Source organism: Streptomyces sp. NPDC102437 (assembly GCF_044765565.1).
Lineage (GTDB): Bacteria > Actinomycetota > Actinomycetes > Streptomycetales > Streptomycetaceae > Streptomyces.
The window spans coordinates 41,436-56,488 of sequence record NZ_JBIWKI010000035.1 but is presented as its reverse complement, the minus strand read 5'-3'; the positions used below and the strand labels follow the sequence as shown (position 1 = coordinate 56,488).

The following is a 15,053-nucleotide window of genomic DNA, read 5'->3' as shown; positions in this document are numbered from 1 at the left end:
CCGTCAGCGTTGCTGGCCCGCCATCACCGTGACGAGGCCGATGACCACGAGCAGCGAGCCGCCCCAGGTCCACATCGAGGTTCGTTCGTGCAGCACGGTCGCCCCGGCCAGCACGATCAGCAGGTACCCGAGGGCGTTGAACGGGTAGGCGATGGACAGCGGAACCTTGGCCAGGGTCGCCATCCAGGCGAGCGCGGACACCCCGAAGACGACCAGGCCCAGGACGACCCAGGGGCTGGTCGCGGCACGCAGGGCGACGGACCCGCCGCCGTGTCCCGCGGCCGCCGCCGCGCCCTTCATCCCGTGCTTGAGCATGATCTGGCCGCCCGCCGAGGAGAACACGGCGAACAGCAGCAGCATCAGACTGGGGAGGGTCAAGACCTTGCTCCTGACTGCGGCGCCCGGGGACCGCGGCTCCGGGGCGGGGGCGGGACGGGGGACGACGGCCTCAGACGCCGACCCGGTCGGCATGGACGTACTGTCGGTTGAGGATGTCCTGTACATCGATGTGCTCTCCAGCGATGATCGTCTCGGCCGCGTGCGGGGTGAGCAGTGCGACATGCTGATAGCCGAACAGCGTCGGCCGGATCCTGGTGAGCAGCTTCGACGCCCCGCCCAGGACCGCGGGGAGCGGCCCGCCGCCGAGCAGCGCCCAGAACGGGGCCCCGGTCGACGCGATGTTCAGCACGTCGTAGCCCGCGTCCCGGACCGTGCGACGCAGGCTGGCCCGGGTGAAGAAGCGCAGATGCGTCTCGTCGAGGATGCCGCGCCGGTCGTATCCGAAGACGCCGAGCGCGACCCGCAGCCGTGAGTACCAGTGGCTGAAGTTCGGTACGGAGAGCAGCACATGGCCGCCGGGCCGCAGTACTTCGGCGACCTCGGCGAGCACCCGCTCGGGGCGGGAGAGGTGCTCGATGACGTCGCCGGCGACCACGTAGTCGTAGTCGACACCGATCTCGACCGGCAGCCCCTCCTCCAGGTTGGCGAGGTGGAAGCGGGTGCACCTCTCGCGTACGCCGGGCACCTCGACGTAGTCCACCCCGGTCACCTCGTGGCCGAGGGCTTCGAGGCGCTGGGCAAACAGGCCGCCGGAGCAGCCGAGATCGAGGACCCGGCCGGGCGGGAGGCTGCGCATCTTCTCCAGGATGACGGCGTGCGAGGAGCCGTCGCCCTCCTTGAACGCGTACTCGACGGGTTTGGGGATCCAGCCGCAGGTGCCGAATCCCTTCACGGCGAGCCGGTATTCGAGGACGTCCTTGACGACGTCCTTCGCGTACTTCATGCCGTTGACGTAGCAGATCTCGTCGCCGTAGTACGTGGGGACGGGGATCTCCTTGATCCGCATCCCCTCGTTGAGCAGCTGGACGATGATCTGGGTGTCGAAGTCGAACGCGTCGGTGTTCCGGTGGATCGGCAGCCTCTTGAGCGCCGCGACGCTGTAGGCGCGGTATCCGGAGTGGAATTCGGTGAGCTGCGATCCGAGGAGGGTGTTCTCCAGGCGGGTGAGAATGCGGTTGCCGAGCCATTTGTACATCGGCATGCCGCCCTTGAGCGCAGATCCGGATTTCATCATCCGCGATCCGAAGACGGCGTCGCATTCGCCGCGTTCGATGGGTGCGACCATGTCGGGGAGGAATTCCGGGGCGTACTGTCCGTCGCCGTGCAGCAGTACGATGATGTCGAGTCCGTGCTCGGCGGCCAGCGCGTATCCGGCCTTCTGGTTTCCGCCGTACCCGAGGTTCTTGGTGTGCCGCATCACCACGGTCCGCGGCATTCCCTCCGTCTGCGACCAGCGGCAGCCCGCGGTGAAGGTCGCGTCATGGCTCGCGTCGTCGAGAATGAGGATTTCGGCGACCTTGGACCGGAAGTCCTTCGGAATGCGGTCGAGGGTCCTCTCCAGCGTCGTCTCGGCGTTGTACGCGACCACCAGGATGCCGATCCTGGGGCTCGGGCTTTCCTTCACGGGACGTTCTCCAGTTGCGCTCGGTACTCGGTGCTCGGTGCTTGTTGCTCGGTGTCTGGCGCTTGCGGGGAGGGTCAGTTGACGGCGCAGTCGGTGGGCTGCGAGGTACAGGGCGCCGGGAGCGGGGCCCGCCCGGCGGGCGGCCGGACGGACGGTTCCGGCCGGGCGGCGAGGATCTTGCGGACTCCGCTGACGAGGCCCGCGGCGAGAACCACCCAGCCGAGCTCGGCGAGGTGGAGGACCGCTTCGCTCCAGTGCACGGCGGACCGTCCCCGGTATCCGAGGACCGCCGTCAGGCCGAGCAGGCAGCTGTACGCGGCGCCCTCCCAGAACCCGACGACGAACAGTGCGGCGGCGGCCCAGGTCAGGTACTGGAGCGCGGACGCGGTGGAGAGCAGCAGCAGCAGGCCCATCGTGAAGGCGACGACGACCGGCAGCTGCGCGGGCCGCAGCCAGGCGAGCCAGACCCCGGCGGCCACGCAGGCCAGCACGAAGAGGAAGTGGCCGTCGCCCTCGATGAAGGTGATGAAGGACTGCGGCAGGCCGAACAGGTCGGCGAACCGGACGAGCCCCCAGAGGCGGTAGCCGCCGCCCGCGTACTCCAGGACGTTCTCCTTGAGGTTCTGCGGAACGGTCAGCAGGACCGGCCCCCAGACGAGGGCGACCAGGGCCGCGAACCCAGCGGAGAAGCGGACGAACGCCGGCCGGCCCGCCCGCAGCGCGACCAGGAACAGCGCCGGGATCACCACCACGGGGATGAACTTGATGCTGATCGAGAGCGCGGCGGCCACCCCGGCGGTCAGCGGTGCCTTCCGGTCCACGAGGAGGTGGGCGGCGACGAGGGCGAAGGTGATGGCGACCGCGTCGGTGTTGCCGTGGTACCCGGAGGTGGCGATCAGTACGGGGCTGGCGGCCACGCCCACACCGCAGGCGACGGCGGCGCCGAGCGAAGCGCGCCTGCGCACGATCTCGAACACGACGAGCGCGCAGCAGAAGTCGGCGATCGAGGCGGGCGATCTGATCAACGTGCCGAAGGGGATGCCGAGTTCGGACAGTTCATTCAGCCCGAGAAGCAACCAGCCGGCCAGTGGCGGATGGTTGTAGACGGGCAGTCCCGGCAGCGGCTGTTCGTAAATCCGAATGGGCCCGTAACGTACGATCGCCTTTGCGAAACCATGAAAGATCCGCACATCGGCCGGTCCCGGCATATTCGCCGCGATCAGCATTCGGGTGACAAGGCCCGCGGCTGCGGCAATGAGCACCACCGCCCTTGCGCGTGACACGTTCCAGGTTTCGCATCGAATTCGGATACCCATGAAAACAGAACGTAGCAACAAGAAGACGCTGAGCGATGCACCGATGGCCGCGCTTGGACGGAGCATTACTCGAATACTTCGCGCATTCGCGCAAACATTCGCACCCCCTGAATCACTCGAACGGTTCAGGGGGCATGTGGTGGTGCAAGGGATCTGCCCGGCCGGCAGCGGCACGGCCGGGCAGTACGGATCACTGCATTCGGCCGACTGCGGATCACAGGATCCGGCCGACTGCAAATCACAGCATTCGGTCGACCACGCCCGCCGCCGCGTGCCCGTCGTCCAGGTCGCAGAAGTCCCGGCGGAACGCCTCGTACGCCTGCGCGTGTCCCGCGGTGGCCCGTTCCGGGTCGCGCAGCGCCTCGACCAGGCCGGTGGAACCGGGGATCAGCGGGCCGGGGGCACGAGCCTCGAAGTCGAAGCAGAAGCCGCCCAGGGTGTCGCGGTAGTGCGCCAGGTCGTGGGTGTGGAAGAGCATCGGGCGGCCGGTCCCGGCGAAGTCGAACATCAGCGAGGAGTAGTCGGTGACCAGGGCGTCGCTGATCAGCATCAGTTCGCCGACGTCCGGGTAGCGCGAGACGTCCCGGACGAAGCCGCTGCCGCTGTCCGGCAGGCGGCCGGTCACCAGGTGGTGGCGGCGCACCAGCAGCACGGTGTCCCCGCCGAGTTCGCGTTCTGCGGCGGCCAGGTCGAGCTTCAGGCCGAGGGCGTAACGGCCGTCGCCGAGCGGCTGGTCCTCCCGCCGGGTCGGCGCGTACAGCACGACCCGCTTGCCGTCGGGGAGGGCGAGCCGCTCGCGTACCGCCGCGGCGATCTTGATCCGGTCCGTGGCGTGGAACAGGTCGTTGCGGGGGGAGCCGCACTCCAGGATCTCGCCCCCGTAGCCCAGGGCGCGTCGCAGGACGGGGGTGGCGAAGCTGTTCGGCGAGACCAGGAAGCTCCACTGGCGGGCGCGGTGCTCGATGGCGGCGGTACGGGCGGCGTCGGTCCGGCCGGTGACCGCCGGATCGAGGCCGATTCGCTTGAGGGGGGCGCCGTGCCAGGTCTGGACGACGCACTGGCCCTCGCGCCGCTCGAACCACTGGGGCAGCTGGGTGTTGGTGACGACGTACCGGCTGCGGGCCAGCGCCTCGTGCCAGGCGGCGGAGCCGTGTTCGACGGCGGTGGCACCCGCCGGGATACGGGCCTGCTGGTCGCGCACCACCCACAGGTGTTCGAGCTCGGCGCCGCGCCGGACCACTTCCTCGTGGACGGCGCGCGGCGAGTCGGAGTACTGACGGCCGTCGAAGCTGCTGTACAACACCGTGTCGCGCAGCGGTGCTCTGCGCCGGGCCCGGTAGCCCTCGCGCAGCAGCCGCTCGCCGCGCGGGCCGCGTTCCGCCGCCGTGAGCACCGGCGCACTGTCGATCAGTAGTTGGTCGTGGCAGCGCCGCTCGACGGTGTACGTCCGGCCGCCGAGGGTGCGGGCGGCGGGCAGGCTGCGGTGCACGGCGGCCGGGATGCACAGCGCGGCGTCGTCCGCCTCGTCCAAGGCGCCCCGCTCGCGGAGGAAGAGGTACCAGTGCCCCTGGCCCAGAGGCAGTTTCCCGCCGGGGCCCTCGACGGCGTCCGGCCGCAGCGCGGCCCTGAACCGGCGGGCGCCGGCGGCCCCGGCCAGGGTGAGGGCGAAGCGGGCCTCCTCGCCGTGGCCGCTGTGCCTGGCCACCAGGTCGACGGGCCGTTCCGGGAGACCGGGGAAGGTGCCCTCCAGGAGGAGCTGCCCGTCCTGCGTCCAGGTCGCCAGGTCGACGGCCGGCTGCACGGGGCGGTCGCTGATCAGCAGATCGCCGCGGGAGCCGGCGGTGAGGCCGAGTTCGCGCCGCTCCCCGCCGCTCCCGGCCAGCGGGTAGCGGCCCGGCAGTACCGGCCCCGGCACATCGACCGGGGTGCGGCGGCCGTCCGGTCCGACGAGGTGGAGGCTGTACGGCACCTGGGCCCGGCCCTCCCCCTCTCCCATGTCCGGCCGGGCGTCGGCGAAGGCGCCGAGCGGGATGTCCGCGGTGAACCGCCGCCAGCCGGCCGCGGAGGGCGCGGCACCCTCGTGCACCGTCACCGGGCGCTCGAAAGCGGTGCCGGAGGGGCGGTGGGTGAGCGCGAGGAGCAGCGGCCCGTTGCCGAGCCGGTCGCGGATCATGCCGTCGATGACCACGGTGGCGGTCCCGTCGCCGGTGTCCCCCGCGCGGTGCGTCTCGAAGCGGGCGTCGATCCGCTCGGCGTGCAGCACCAGCCTGCCGCCGTCGAAGGCCGGCACGATCCGGTGGTCGCCGTCGGGGCGGTGCACGGGCGGCGGGGCGGCCGCCTCGTCGGTGGAGAGCTCCGAGCGGCGCAGCATGCCGTGTCCGGCGATGCCGATCTCCGGCCGCCAGGTGAGGCGTTCGGGGCTGCCGCCCGGGTCGATGCGGAGCCTGGCCGGGTCGACGACGGTCTCGAAGCCGGACCGGTCGTAGTCGTGCAGGCTCTGCCGGGACCGGGCGGTGGCCTCCGGCTCGTCAGCAGTGCGCAGCCGCAACGGCACCACGTGCCGGCGCCCGGCCCGCAGCCAGCCGGCCCGGAACTCGGCGGTGCGCGGTCCGGCGGGCAGGTTGCGGATGTACGCGTACCCCTTGAGGTGCAGCTTGCCGTCCTGCCAGTGGGCGTCGAGCAGCCGGGCGGTGAGCGGCAGGTCCCGCGCGCCCACGCGCAGCACCGAGCGCGGCACCGGCCGGGTGAGGACCGGGTAGGAGGCGCTGCGGCGGCGTACGCCCCGGACCGTGAAGGCGCCCGGTTCGGCCTTGTCGAGGGCGAGCAGGTTCAGCAGTTCGCCGGTCCGCCGTTCGCGCACCAGGTGCCACATCAGGCGCAGCCGCAGCGGCAGTGCGTCCAGGACGGCCGGGTCGACCTGATCGGTGAACTCGTTGGCGTACGTGACGAAGGCGCGCCGGTACTCCTCGTCGCCGTCGGGCAGCGCCTCCATGAAGTACCAGAGGTCGTCGGCGAGCACATGCGCCTCGTACCGCCGTTTGTCGGCGGCGTCGCGGTGTTCGTCGAGGAAGGCGGAGACGCCCAGCACGTGCGAGACCCGGTCCTGGACACCGCGGACGACGGCGCGGCGGGTGGTGATCGAGCCCTCCCAATCTCGCCGGTGGCAGACGGGGTCCTTCAGCACGTCCACGGAGCGGGCCAGGAAGTGGGCGGGCAGGACGACCGGGATGTCCTCGTGGAGGGCGCCGACCGGGAAGGCGAAGGCGTGCTCGTCCCAGAACGACCGGCGGAAGACCTTGTTGCAGGCGCTCCGGTCGGCGGCCAGGTCCCAGTCCCGCGAGATGTGGGTGCGCAGCCGGGTGGTCGCCATGGGCCGGCGGAAGTCGGGCGACTGCTGGAGCCGGCCGTCGGCCCGCAGCCGCAGTACGTTGCCGGACGCGATGTCCGAGCCGGTCTCGTCCAGGGCGCCGACGAGGAGTTCGTACGCGCGGGGCGGGAGCACGTCGCCGCCGTCGACGAAGGCGAGATGGCGGGCGCCCGGGTCGCAGTTGCGGACCCCGGTGTTACGGGCGTGCCCGAGCCCGCCGTTCTCCTGGCTCACCAGCCGGAACCTGCCGTCCCGTACGGCGAAGGCGGCGGCCAGGGCCGCGCTGTCGTCGGTGGAGCCGTCGTCGACCATCACCACCTCCAGGTCGGTCATGGTCTGCTCCGCGAGGGACTTCAGGCAGTCCGTCAGATGGAGCTCCACGTCGTGGACGGGTACGACGACACTGAGCCGTGGCGGCATGCTGGGCACATCCGTTCATCGGGGGCCTGGTTGTCCGTGAGTCTCAACCCCGTGACGGGCCGGGGGTCACCGGTCCCGGTCTCTCCCGAACGGGTGACATCGGCCTTGCACCGGTTGCCGTACGGCCCGGCTCCGAGCCGCCACAGTCGCCGTAGCTGTCACCGTCGCTGTCGCCCGGGAACAGCCGGCGCACCACATGCTCGGCCGCGTGCCCGTCGTCGTACGGGCACAAGCGCTCCCGGAACACCGCCCGCAGCCCGGCCCGTCCGCGCCGAGCGCGACGCGCCGGTCCGCAACAGCTTCAGCAGCTCGTCCCCGGTGGTGGGGACGGCGCCCGGCGTATCGCCGGGGCGCCCCGAGAACAGGTCGAAGTGGGTGCCGCGCGAGGCTTCGCAGGCCTCCTGGTCCGGGACGTGGCTGATGATCGGGCGGTCCAGGCAGGCGCAGCCGAACATCAGGGACAAGCAGTCGGCGATCAACGCGCCGGAGATCAGGCAGAGTTCCTCGACGGACGGATGTCCGGTCACGTCCGTCACCCGGGCCCGCCCAGCGGGACCGAGCGGCCGTGGAAGTGGTGTGTGCGGACCAGCAACACGTACTGCGGGCCGGGTTCACGGGCCAGGCGTCGCGAGTGAGGTGCGGGACGAAGCCGTTGCGGTAGTCGCGGTGGGTGAAGCAAGGCAGCCGAGTGCAATGGCGCGGTCACCGTGGCCGAACCCGTGTTCACCCGTTCGGGGCAGTGCCGGTGACCCGGCGCGTCCGCCCCGGTTGACCGGGCATGAAGCCGCGCCTCAGTGTCGTCGTCCCGGTCCACAACGTCGAGGACCACCTGGAGGACTGCCTGCGCTCGGTGGCCGGACAGTCGGTCACCGACATCGAGGTGATCCTTGTGGACAACGGCTCGACGGACGGGAGTTCGGCCATCGCGGAGTGGTTCGCCGCCCACGACCGCCGTTTCCGCCTCGTACGCCGGCCCGACGGCGGGCTGGGCGCGGCCCGCAACACGGGCGTGCGGCACACCACGCCGGGCGTGCCGTACCTGGCGTTCGCCGACAGCGACGACTTCGTCGTCCACGACGCCTACGAGCGGTTGCTGGCCTCGCTGGAGTCGACCGGCTCCGACCTCGCGACCGGCAATGTGTGGCGGCTGACCGGGCAGGGGCGGCAGCAGGCCGGGCAGTACCGCTGGCTGACCGGCAGCCGGGCCCGCACCCACATCGGCCGCGACCCCCGGCTGCTCGCCGACCGGGCCGCCTGGAACAAGGTGTTCCGGCGCTCTTTCTGGGACCGGCACTCCTTCGCCTTCCCGGAGGGCGGGCTCTGCGAGGACACCCGGGTGGTGATCCCGGCGCACTACCTGGCCGGCTCGGTGGACGTGCTGCACGAGCACGTCTACTACTGGCGGGTCCGGGAGGGTTCGGTCACCCGGCGGTGCACGGACGTGCGAGCCGTACGGGACCGGTTCTCGGCGTGCGAGCAGGTCAGCGCGTTCCTGGCGGGCCGGGGCGGGGTGGCCGGCAGCGCGGCGCGGCGCCGCTACGACCTGTCCTGCCTGCGCGAGGACTTCGTGTACTTCCTGGAGGGGCTGCCCATGGGCGGCCCCGATTACCGGAAGGCGTTCATGGCGGGCGCCGGGGCTTTCCTGGACCGGATGGAGCGGATGGACGGGGCGGGACACGCGGACCGGGCCGTGGCCCATGAGTTGCCGGTGGCGCTGCGGATCAAGTGGCAGCTGGTGAAGGAGCGCCGGCTCCCGGAGCTGCTGGAGGTGCTGGCCTTCGAGCGGGCCAACGGTGCAGGAACGTTCACGGCCGGCGGGGTGCCGGGGCTGCGGCAGGCCGGATTCCCCGGCATCCCGGACACCGCCCGCCTCGCCCGTACCGATCTGCCGGCCGTGGCACGGCTGCTGGAGGCACGGTGGGGCGACGACGGGAAACTGCGGTTGCGCGGTTACGCGTACATCCGCAATCTGCCGGCCGCGACGCCGCGCCAGTCGCTGAAGATGGGCATGGTGCGCGCGACCCTCGGGCAGCAGCTGCGGAGGGTGCCGGTGCGGAGCGTGCCCGCACCCGAGGCGACCGTCGACTCCGGCCAGCAGCTGCACCGTTACGACCACTCCGGCTTCGAGATGACCCTCGACCCGCGCCGGCTGCGGCCCGGCGGCTGGCTGGTGGGGATGATGGTGGCCGCCCAGGGCACTGTCCGCCGGGTGGCGGTGCGCGCCGTGGAGTCGGGGGCCGCCCAGCCGCACGTCCATGACCTGGGCGACGGACGCAGGGCGGTGCTCGACTTCCGGGGCGGGCGGCTCCGGCTGACCCTGGAGCGGCTGCCCGCCCGCTGCGAGTCCCGCCGCTTCGGCAAGGACCTGGAGCTGACCGGCCGGCTGTACGGGGGCGCCCGGCCCAAGGCTCTGGTGCTGACCTGCGACGGGGTGCCGGACCAGGAGTTCGGGCATCCCGTCGAGTGCCGGCCGGACGGCCGCTTCACGGTACGGATCCCGCTCGCCGACCTCGCCGGGATGGCGGCCGCGCCACCGGTGCCGCACCGGGCGCCGCGCGAGGTCGAGCCGGAGCCCGGCGGGCGGTGGCGGGCGCGGCTGGTGCTGGCCGACGGGGCGCGGGTGCCGCTGGCGGTGGCCCCCGAGTCGGCGCCGCCGGTCGTGGCCGACGCCGCGGGCGAACTGGTGCTGGACCTGAGCGGGCAGCCGTTCGTGGACGGGGCGGTGTGGACGCCGGACGGGGCGCTGCGGGTCGAGGGGGTGACCGGCGCCGGTACGGGCGTACGGCCGGGCGAGGGCCCGGACCGCATGGTGCTGCGGCACGGGGCGCTGCGCGAGACGGTGTCGGTGCCCGTCACCCATGACGAGCGGCGCGCGGGGGTGCCGGGAGGTGCGGTCGGGAAGGCGTACGAAGGGGTGTACGGGGGGCGCCGGTTCACCGCGTTCCTCGCACCCTCGGTGGCCGCCGGGCTGCACGAGGGCCGCTGGGAGGCGTATCTGGGCGGTCGGCCGGTCCGGGTGCTGACCTCTCTGGCCGCCCGGCTGCCGCTGCGCCGCAGCGGCCCGGTCGCCACGGGCCCCGTGCCCGGCCGGGAGTTCGCCCTGGACCGACACTCCGGCGACCGGCTGACCGTGCGGGCCGGGCCGGTGCTGGCGCCCGCCGAGCGCGGCGCGTACCGCGAGGCCGAGCTGCGGAGCAGGCACTATCCGGCCCGGCGCGCGATGCCGCTGCGGGACGCGGTCCTCTACACGGGCGGCGATTCACCGCGGGCCGTGCACGCCGAACTGCTGCGCCGGGGCGTGGAGTCGGAGCACCTTTGGGTCACCGACGGGGTCCACGGCCACGTACCGCCCACCGCCGTCCCGGTGATCGAGCGCAGCGCCGCCTGGTACGAGGCGCTGGCGCGGTCCCGTCGAATCGTCACGGCGGACCAGCTGCCCGAGTGGTTCGAGCGGCGGCCCGGCCAGACCGTCGTGCAGACCTGGCACGGCGCCCCGCTCGGCCGCTTCGGCGCGGATCTGGCCGGCACCCCGTACGCCGACCACCAAGAGCTGGCCACGCTGCCGCGCCGGTCGGCCCAGTGGTCCGTCCTGGTCTCCCCGAGCCGCCACTCCACCGCCCTGCTGCGGCGCGCGCTCGACTACCGGGGCGAGGTCCTGGAGGCCGGCTCCCCCGCCAACGACCTGCTCTTCTCGGCCGACCGCGCCAAGACCGCGGAGCGGGTACGGCGCAGGCTCGGCATCCCGGACGGCCGCCGGGTCGTGCTCTACGCGCCGACCTACCGCGACCGGCTGGCCCACCCGTTCGGCGCCGACGGCGCGCGGCTCCGCTACCGCCGGGACCGGGCGCTCGACCCGGCCGCGCTGGCGCGGTCCATCGGTGCGGCCCACACGGTGCTGGTGCGCCGCCATCCCCGGGTGACCGGGAGCGTGCCCGAGCGGGCGGGCGTGCGTGACGTGTCGGCGCACCCGGACACCGCGGAGCTGCTGCTGATCGCCGATGTGCTGGTCACCGACTACGCGGGCCTGATGTTCGACTTCGCGCACACCGGCCGCCCGATGCTCTTCCACACCTACGACCTGGCGCACTACCGCGACACGGTGCGCGGTTTCTGCCTGGACTTCGAGACCCGGGCGCCGGGCCCGCTGCTGGCCGGGGCGGACGAGATCGCCGCGCTCCTTCGCGACTCCGGTTCCCTGGCCGCGTCGGCGGTCCGGCACGCGGAGGCGTACGAGAGCTTCCGCCGGGACTTCTGCGACCTGGACGACGGCGGGGCGGCGGGGCGCGTCGCGGACCGGCTGCTGGCCGAGGGTTAGGGCCTGTCCGCCTTGAGGGCGGCGACCGCGGCGGCGGCCAGGTCGTCGAGATAGCCCTTGGGCAGCGGGCCCCGGACGACGGCGAGCCGCCAGTAGAGCGGGCCGACGATCAGGTCCAGCGCCCGGTCCGGGTCGCTGTCCGCGGGCAGCTCGCCGCGGGCCACGGCGTCCCGTACGACCACGGCGGCGATGCCCTGCTGCGGGTCCAGCAGGGCGGCCTTGATCGTGTCGGAGATCTCCGGGTTGCGCGCCGCCTCGACCAGCAGGTCCGGGATGACCTGTGAGGCGACGGGGTGGCGCAGGGCGTACGAGGCGAGTTCGAGCACGGCGCGGACGTCCCCGTACAGCGAGCCGGTGGCCGGGGCGGGCATGCCCTGGACCGCGACGGCCGAGACCAGGTCGAGGACCAGGGCCAGCTTGGACTTCCAGCGGCGGTAGACGGCGGTCTTGCCGACGCCCGCGCGCCGCGCGATCCCCTCCATCGACATCCGGGCGAAGCCCACCGCGGCCAGCTCCTCGAAGACGGCGCTGCGAATCGCGTCGGTGATGTCCTCGCGCAGCACTGCGGCTCCGGCGGGGACACGGCGGCGGGTTCCCGGGTCGGTGGTCATGGCCGAATCATAGTCCGTGACGACGGAACGGTTGCGTTGCGACGTGAATGCGCCCTACCCTCGGCGTTGCGACGATACGGTCCCGTTCCGTCGAACGTCGCTCCCCCGCCCCCGTCGAAAGCGATCGTGGTGAGCCAGACAGCAACCCCGCCGGCCCCGGCCGACACCCCAGCCGGTGCGGCCCTCCCGGTGTACGCACCGGGCGAGCTCGCCGCGCTCGCCGCCCGGCACGGACTCACGATGAGCGGGGCCCGGCCCTCGCTGGCGGCGTACGTCCGGCAGCTGTGGGGGCGGCGGCACTTCATCACGGCGTTCGCCACCGCCAAGCTGACCGCCCAGTACAGCCAGGCGAAGCTCGGCCAGATCTGGCAGATCATGACGCCGCTGCTGAACGCGACGGTCTACTACTTCATCTTCGGTGTCCTGATGAACACCAAGCGCAACGTCGAGGACTTCGTGCCCTTCCTCGTCACCGGCGTCTTCATCTGGACCTTCACCAGCAGCTCGATCACCGCGGGCACGCGGGCGATCAGCGGCAATCTGGGGCTCGTCCGGGCGCTGCACTTCCCGCGCGCCTCGCTGCCGATCGCGCTGGCCCTGCAACAGCTCCAGCAGCTGCTGTTCTCGCTGGGCGCGCTGGTGCTGATCCTGGTCGGGTTCGGGCAGTTCCCCAAGCCGTCCTGGCTGCTCGCGGTCCCGGCGCTGTTCCTCCAGGCCGTGTTCAACACCGGCGTCTCCATGGTGGTGGCGCGGCTGGCCGCCCGGACGCCGGACATCGCCCAGCTGATGCCGTTCGTCCTGCGGACCTGGATGTACGCGTCCGGGGTCATGTGGAGCGTGGACACCATGCTCGAGGGCGACCGGGTCCCGCACTTCGTGATGGTGATGCTGGAGTGCAATCCCGCCGCCGTCTTCATCGATCTGATGCGGTTCGCGCTCATCGACAGCTTCGGCGCGTCCCACCTCCCGCCGCATGTGTGGGCGATCGCCGCGGGCTGGGCGCTCGTGTGCGGCGTGGGCGGGTTCGTGTACTTCTGGCAGGCGGAGGAGCGGTACGGACGTGGCTGACCACATGACCGACATCGACGAGCGGGTGCCGACCGTCGTCGTGGACGACGTCCACATCACGTACAAGGTGAACGGCGCCCGTACCGGAAAAGGCAGCGCCACCTCGGCGCTCAGCCGGATCGTCTCGCGCCGGCAGGCCCCCGGCGTGCGCGAGGTGCACGCCGTGAAGGGGGTGAGCTTCGCCGCGTACAAGGGCGAGGCCATCGGTCTGATCGGCTCCAACGGCTCGGGGAAGTCGACCCTGCTCAAGGCCATCGCCGGCCTGCTGCCCGCGACGAAGGGCCGGGTGCACACCCAGGGCCAGCCCTCGCTGCTCGGGGTGAACGCCGCGCTGATGAGCGATCTGACCGGCGAGCGCAACGTGGTGCTCGGCGGCCTCGCGATGGGCATGACGCGCGCCCAGATCCGCGAGCGCTACCAGGGGATCGTCGACTTCTCCGGGATCAACGAGAAGGGCGACTTCATCACCCTGCCGATGCGTACGTACTCCTCCGGCATGGGCGCCCGGCTCCGCTTCTCCATCGCCGCCGCCAAGAGTCATGACGTCCTCCTGATCGACGAGGCGCTGTCCACCGGCGACGCCAGGTTCCAACGGCGCAGCAAGGAACGGATCATCGAGCTCCGCAAGGAGGCCGGCACGGTCTTCCTGGTCAGCCACAGCAACAAGTCGATCACCGAGACCTGCGACCGGGCGATCTGGCTGGAGGCGGGGTCGCTGCGGATGGACGGTCCGGCGGACGAGGTCGTGGCGGCGTACGAGAAGTTCACCTCCGGCAAGAAGTAGGGCGTCGCGGCGGGGGGGGCGATAAACTCCCCTGCCGCACAACGGGGTTGCGTCGCAGGGGTTACGTCGCGGGGGCCGCGCCCCCGGATCCGCTCAGGGGGAACACATGCAGGACGGCTTGCCGGGACCGCTGCGGGCGGACGATCCGCGCGAGATCTCCGGCTATGTGCTGCGGGCCCGGGTGGGCGCGGGCGGGATGGGCACCGTCTACCTCTCGCACACCCGGGGCGGCCAGCCCGTCGCCCTGAAGGTGATCCGCCGGGAGTACGCGCAGAGCGCGGAGTTCCGGGTGCGGTTCGCCCGTGAGGTGGCCGCCGCCCGCCGGGTCTCCGGGTATCACCTGGTGCCCGTCGTCGACCACGACACCGAGGGACCGCGGCCCTGGCTCGCCACCCACTACGTCCCCGGCCTGCCGCTGGACGCCGTCATCGGCGGGCACGGTCCGCTGCCCGCGGACGCGGTGCTCCGGCTGACCGGCTGCCTGGCCGGTGCGCTGGACGCCGTCCACGGCGCCGGGGTCATCCACCGGGACATCAAGCCCGGCAATCTCCTGCTCGCCGCGAGCGGCCCCTGGCTGCTCGACTTCGGGATCGCGCGGGCGGCCGGCACCCGGACCCTCACCACGGCGGGGCGGCTGATCGGCAGCCCGAAGTACATGTCGCCGGAACACGCACTGGGCAGGCCGCTGACGCCCGCGTCCGACGTGTTCGCGCTCGGGCTGCTGGCCGCCGAGGCCGCCGCCGGGGAGCACCCGTACGGCCGGGGACACGGCCTCGCGATGGCCGCCCGCATCGCGGGCACCGACCGCGAACCCCCGCGGCTCGACCACCACCCGGAGCCGCTGCGCGGACTGCTCGGGCGCTGTCTCGCGGCCCGGCCCGAGGAGCGCCCCGCCGCCCGCGAGGTCGCGGAGATGTGCCGACAGGCGCTCGGCGCGGACGACGACCGGGGCCTGCGGGTCTTCACCGGCTGGCTGCCGGACCCGGTGGCCTCGGCCGTGGCCCGGATCGAGGCGGCGACCCGGCCCCGCCCGTCCGCGTACACCCCCACGTACGTGCCGACCGTACGCGATCCGATGGCCGCCGAATGGAACCGCCGGGTCCGCCGAACTCCGTTGCAGGATCGCTGATTGACGACCCGGAACTTGTCGTAGTCTCATCCGGCACACTTGCAGTGATGAGCGGGGGAGGCTCCCATCAGTACCGGCAC

10 protein-coding genes are annotated in these 15,053 nt (G+C 72.4%); 4 read left to right on the top strand and 6 right to left on the bottom strand.

Translation table 11 applies throughout. From position 1 onward, the window contains the following. Positions 1 to 3: 3 nt before the first annotated feature. The 5 genes from ACIRJP_RS32380 to ACIRJP_RS32360 form a co-directional block, all read right to left on the bottom strand. Complete coding sequence (locus ACIRJP_RS32380; protein ID WP_266732526.1) at positions 4 to 378, bottom strand: hypothetical protein; 375 nt, start codon at positions 376 to 378, stop codon at positions 4 to 6. 70 nt (positions 379 to 448) lie between these two features. Then, on the bottom strand, positions 449 to 1,963 hold the full coding sequence (locus ACIRJP_RS32375) for a methyltransferase domain-containing protein (protein ID WP_404181892.1): 1,515 nt from the start codon (positions 1,961 to 1,963) through the stop codon (positions 449 to 451). A 74-nt stretch (positions 1,964 to 2,037) separates the two neighbouring features. Beyond that, entirely contained in the window at positions 2,038 to 3,246 is a 1,209-nt protein-coding gene (locus ACIRJP_RS32370; protein WP_404181889.1) for a hypothetical protein, read from the bottom strand. 271 nt (positions 3,247 to 3,517) lie between these two features. Continuing rightward, positions 3,518 to 7,066, bottom strand: coding sequence for a CDP-glycerol glycerophosphotransferase family protein (locus ACIRJP_RS32365; protein WP_404181886.1), 3,549 nt, complete (start codon positions 7,064 to 7,066; stop codon positions 3,518 to 3,520). 158 nt (positions 7,067 to 7,224) lie between these two features. Further along, entirely contained in the window at positions 7,225 to 7,593 is a 369-nt protein-coding gene (locus tag ACIRJP_RS32360; RefSeq protein WP_404181883.1) for a CDP-glycerol glycerophosphotransferase family protein, read from the bottom strand. Positions 7,594 to 7,844: 251 nt separating this feature from the next. On the opposite strand from ACIRJP_RS32360, the gene ACIRJP_RS32355 reads away from it, so the two are divergent. Next, positions 7,845 to 11,381 (top strand): CDP-glycerol glycerophosphotransferase family protein, encoded by a 3,537-nt coding sequence (locus ACIRJP_RS32355; protein ID WP_404181880.1) that lies wholly within the window; start codon positions 7,845 to 7,847, stop codon positions 11,379 to 11,381. Here the strand turns inward: ACIRJP_RS32355 and ACIRJP_RS32350 are convergent. After that, positions 11,378 to 11,992 carry a TetR/AcrR family transcriptional regulator gene (locus tag ACIRJP_RS32350; RefSeq protein WP_404181877.1) on the bottom strand — a complete coding sequence of 205 codons (615 nt, stop codon included), beginning with the start codon at positions 11,990 to 11,992 and terminating at the stop codon, positions 11,378 to 11,380. The two genes, ACIRJP_RS32355 and ACIRJP_RS32350, sit on opposite strands and share 4 nt — an antisense overlap. A gap of 126 nt (positions 11,993 to 12,118) precedes the next feature. Between ACIRJP_RS32350 and ACIRJP_RS32345 the strand changes: the two genes are divergently transcribed. From ACIRJP_RS32345 to ACIRJP_RS32335, 3 genes are all read left to right on the top strand, one after another. Continuing rightward, a complete protein-coding gene (locus ACIRJP_RS32345) occupies positions 12,119 to 13,060 on the top strand; it encodes an ABC transporter permease (RefSeq protein WP_404181874.1) in 942 nt (313 codons plus the stop codon). A 4-nt stretch (positions 13,061 to 13,064) separates the two neighbouring features. Further along, positions 13,065 to 13,844, top strand: a complete 780-nt coding sequence (locus ACIRJP_RS32340) for an ABC transporter ATP-binding protein (RefSeq protein ID WP_404181913.1) — start codon at positions 13,065 to 13,067, stop codon at positions 13,842 to 13,844. Between the two features lie 106 nt (positions 13,845 to 13,950). Continuing rightward, on the top strand, positions 13,951 to 14,973 hold the full coding sequence (locus tag ACIRJP_RS32335) for a serine/threonine-protein kinase (protein ID WP_404181871.1): 1,023 nt from the start codon (positions 13,951 to 13,953) through the stop codon (positions 14,971 to 14,973). The last annotated feature ends 80 nt before the right edge of the window (positions 14,974 to 15,053 follow it).

Excerpts from the sequence above, each read along its gene's own strand:
- ACIRJP_RS32365 (WP_404181886.1), bottom strand. The coding sequence starts at position 7,066 with ATGCCGCCACGGCTCAGTGTCGTCGTACCCGTCCACGACGTGGAGCTC.
- ACIRJP_RS32355 (WP_404181880.1), top strand. The coding sequence starts at position 7,845 with ATGAAGCCGCGCCTCAGTGTCGTCGTCCCGGTCCACAACGTCGAGGAC.
- ACIRJP_RS32350 (WP_404181877.1), bottom strand. The coding sequence starts at position 11,992 with ATGACCACCGACCCGGGAACCCGCCGCCGTGTCCCCGCCGGAGCCGCA.
- ACIRJP_RS32340 (WP_404181913.1), top strand. The coding sequence starts at position 13,065 with ATGACCGACATCGACGAGCGGGTGCCGACCGTCGTCGTGGACGACGTC.
- ACIRJP_RS32335 (WP_404181871.1), top strand. The coding sequence starts at position 13,951 with ATGCAGGACGGCTTGCCGGGACCGCTGCGGGCGGACGATCCGCGCGAG.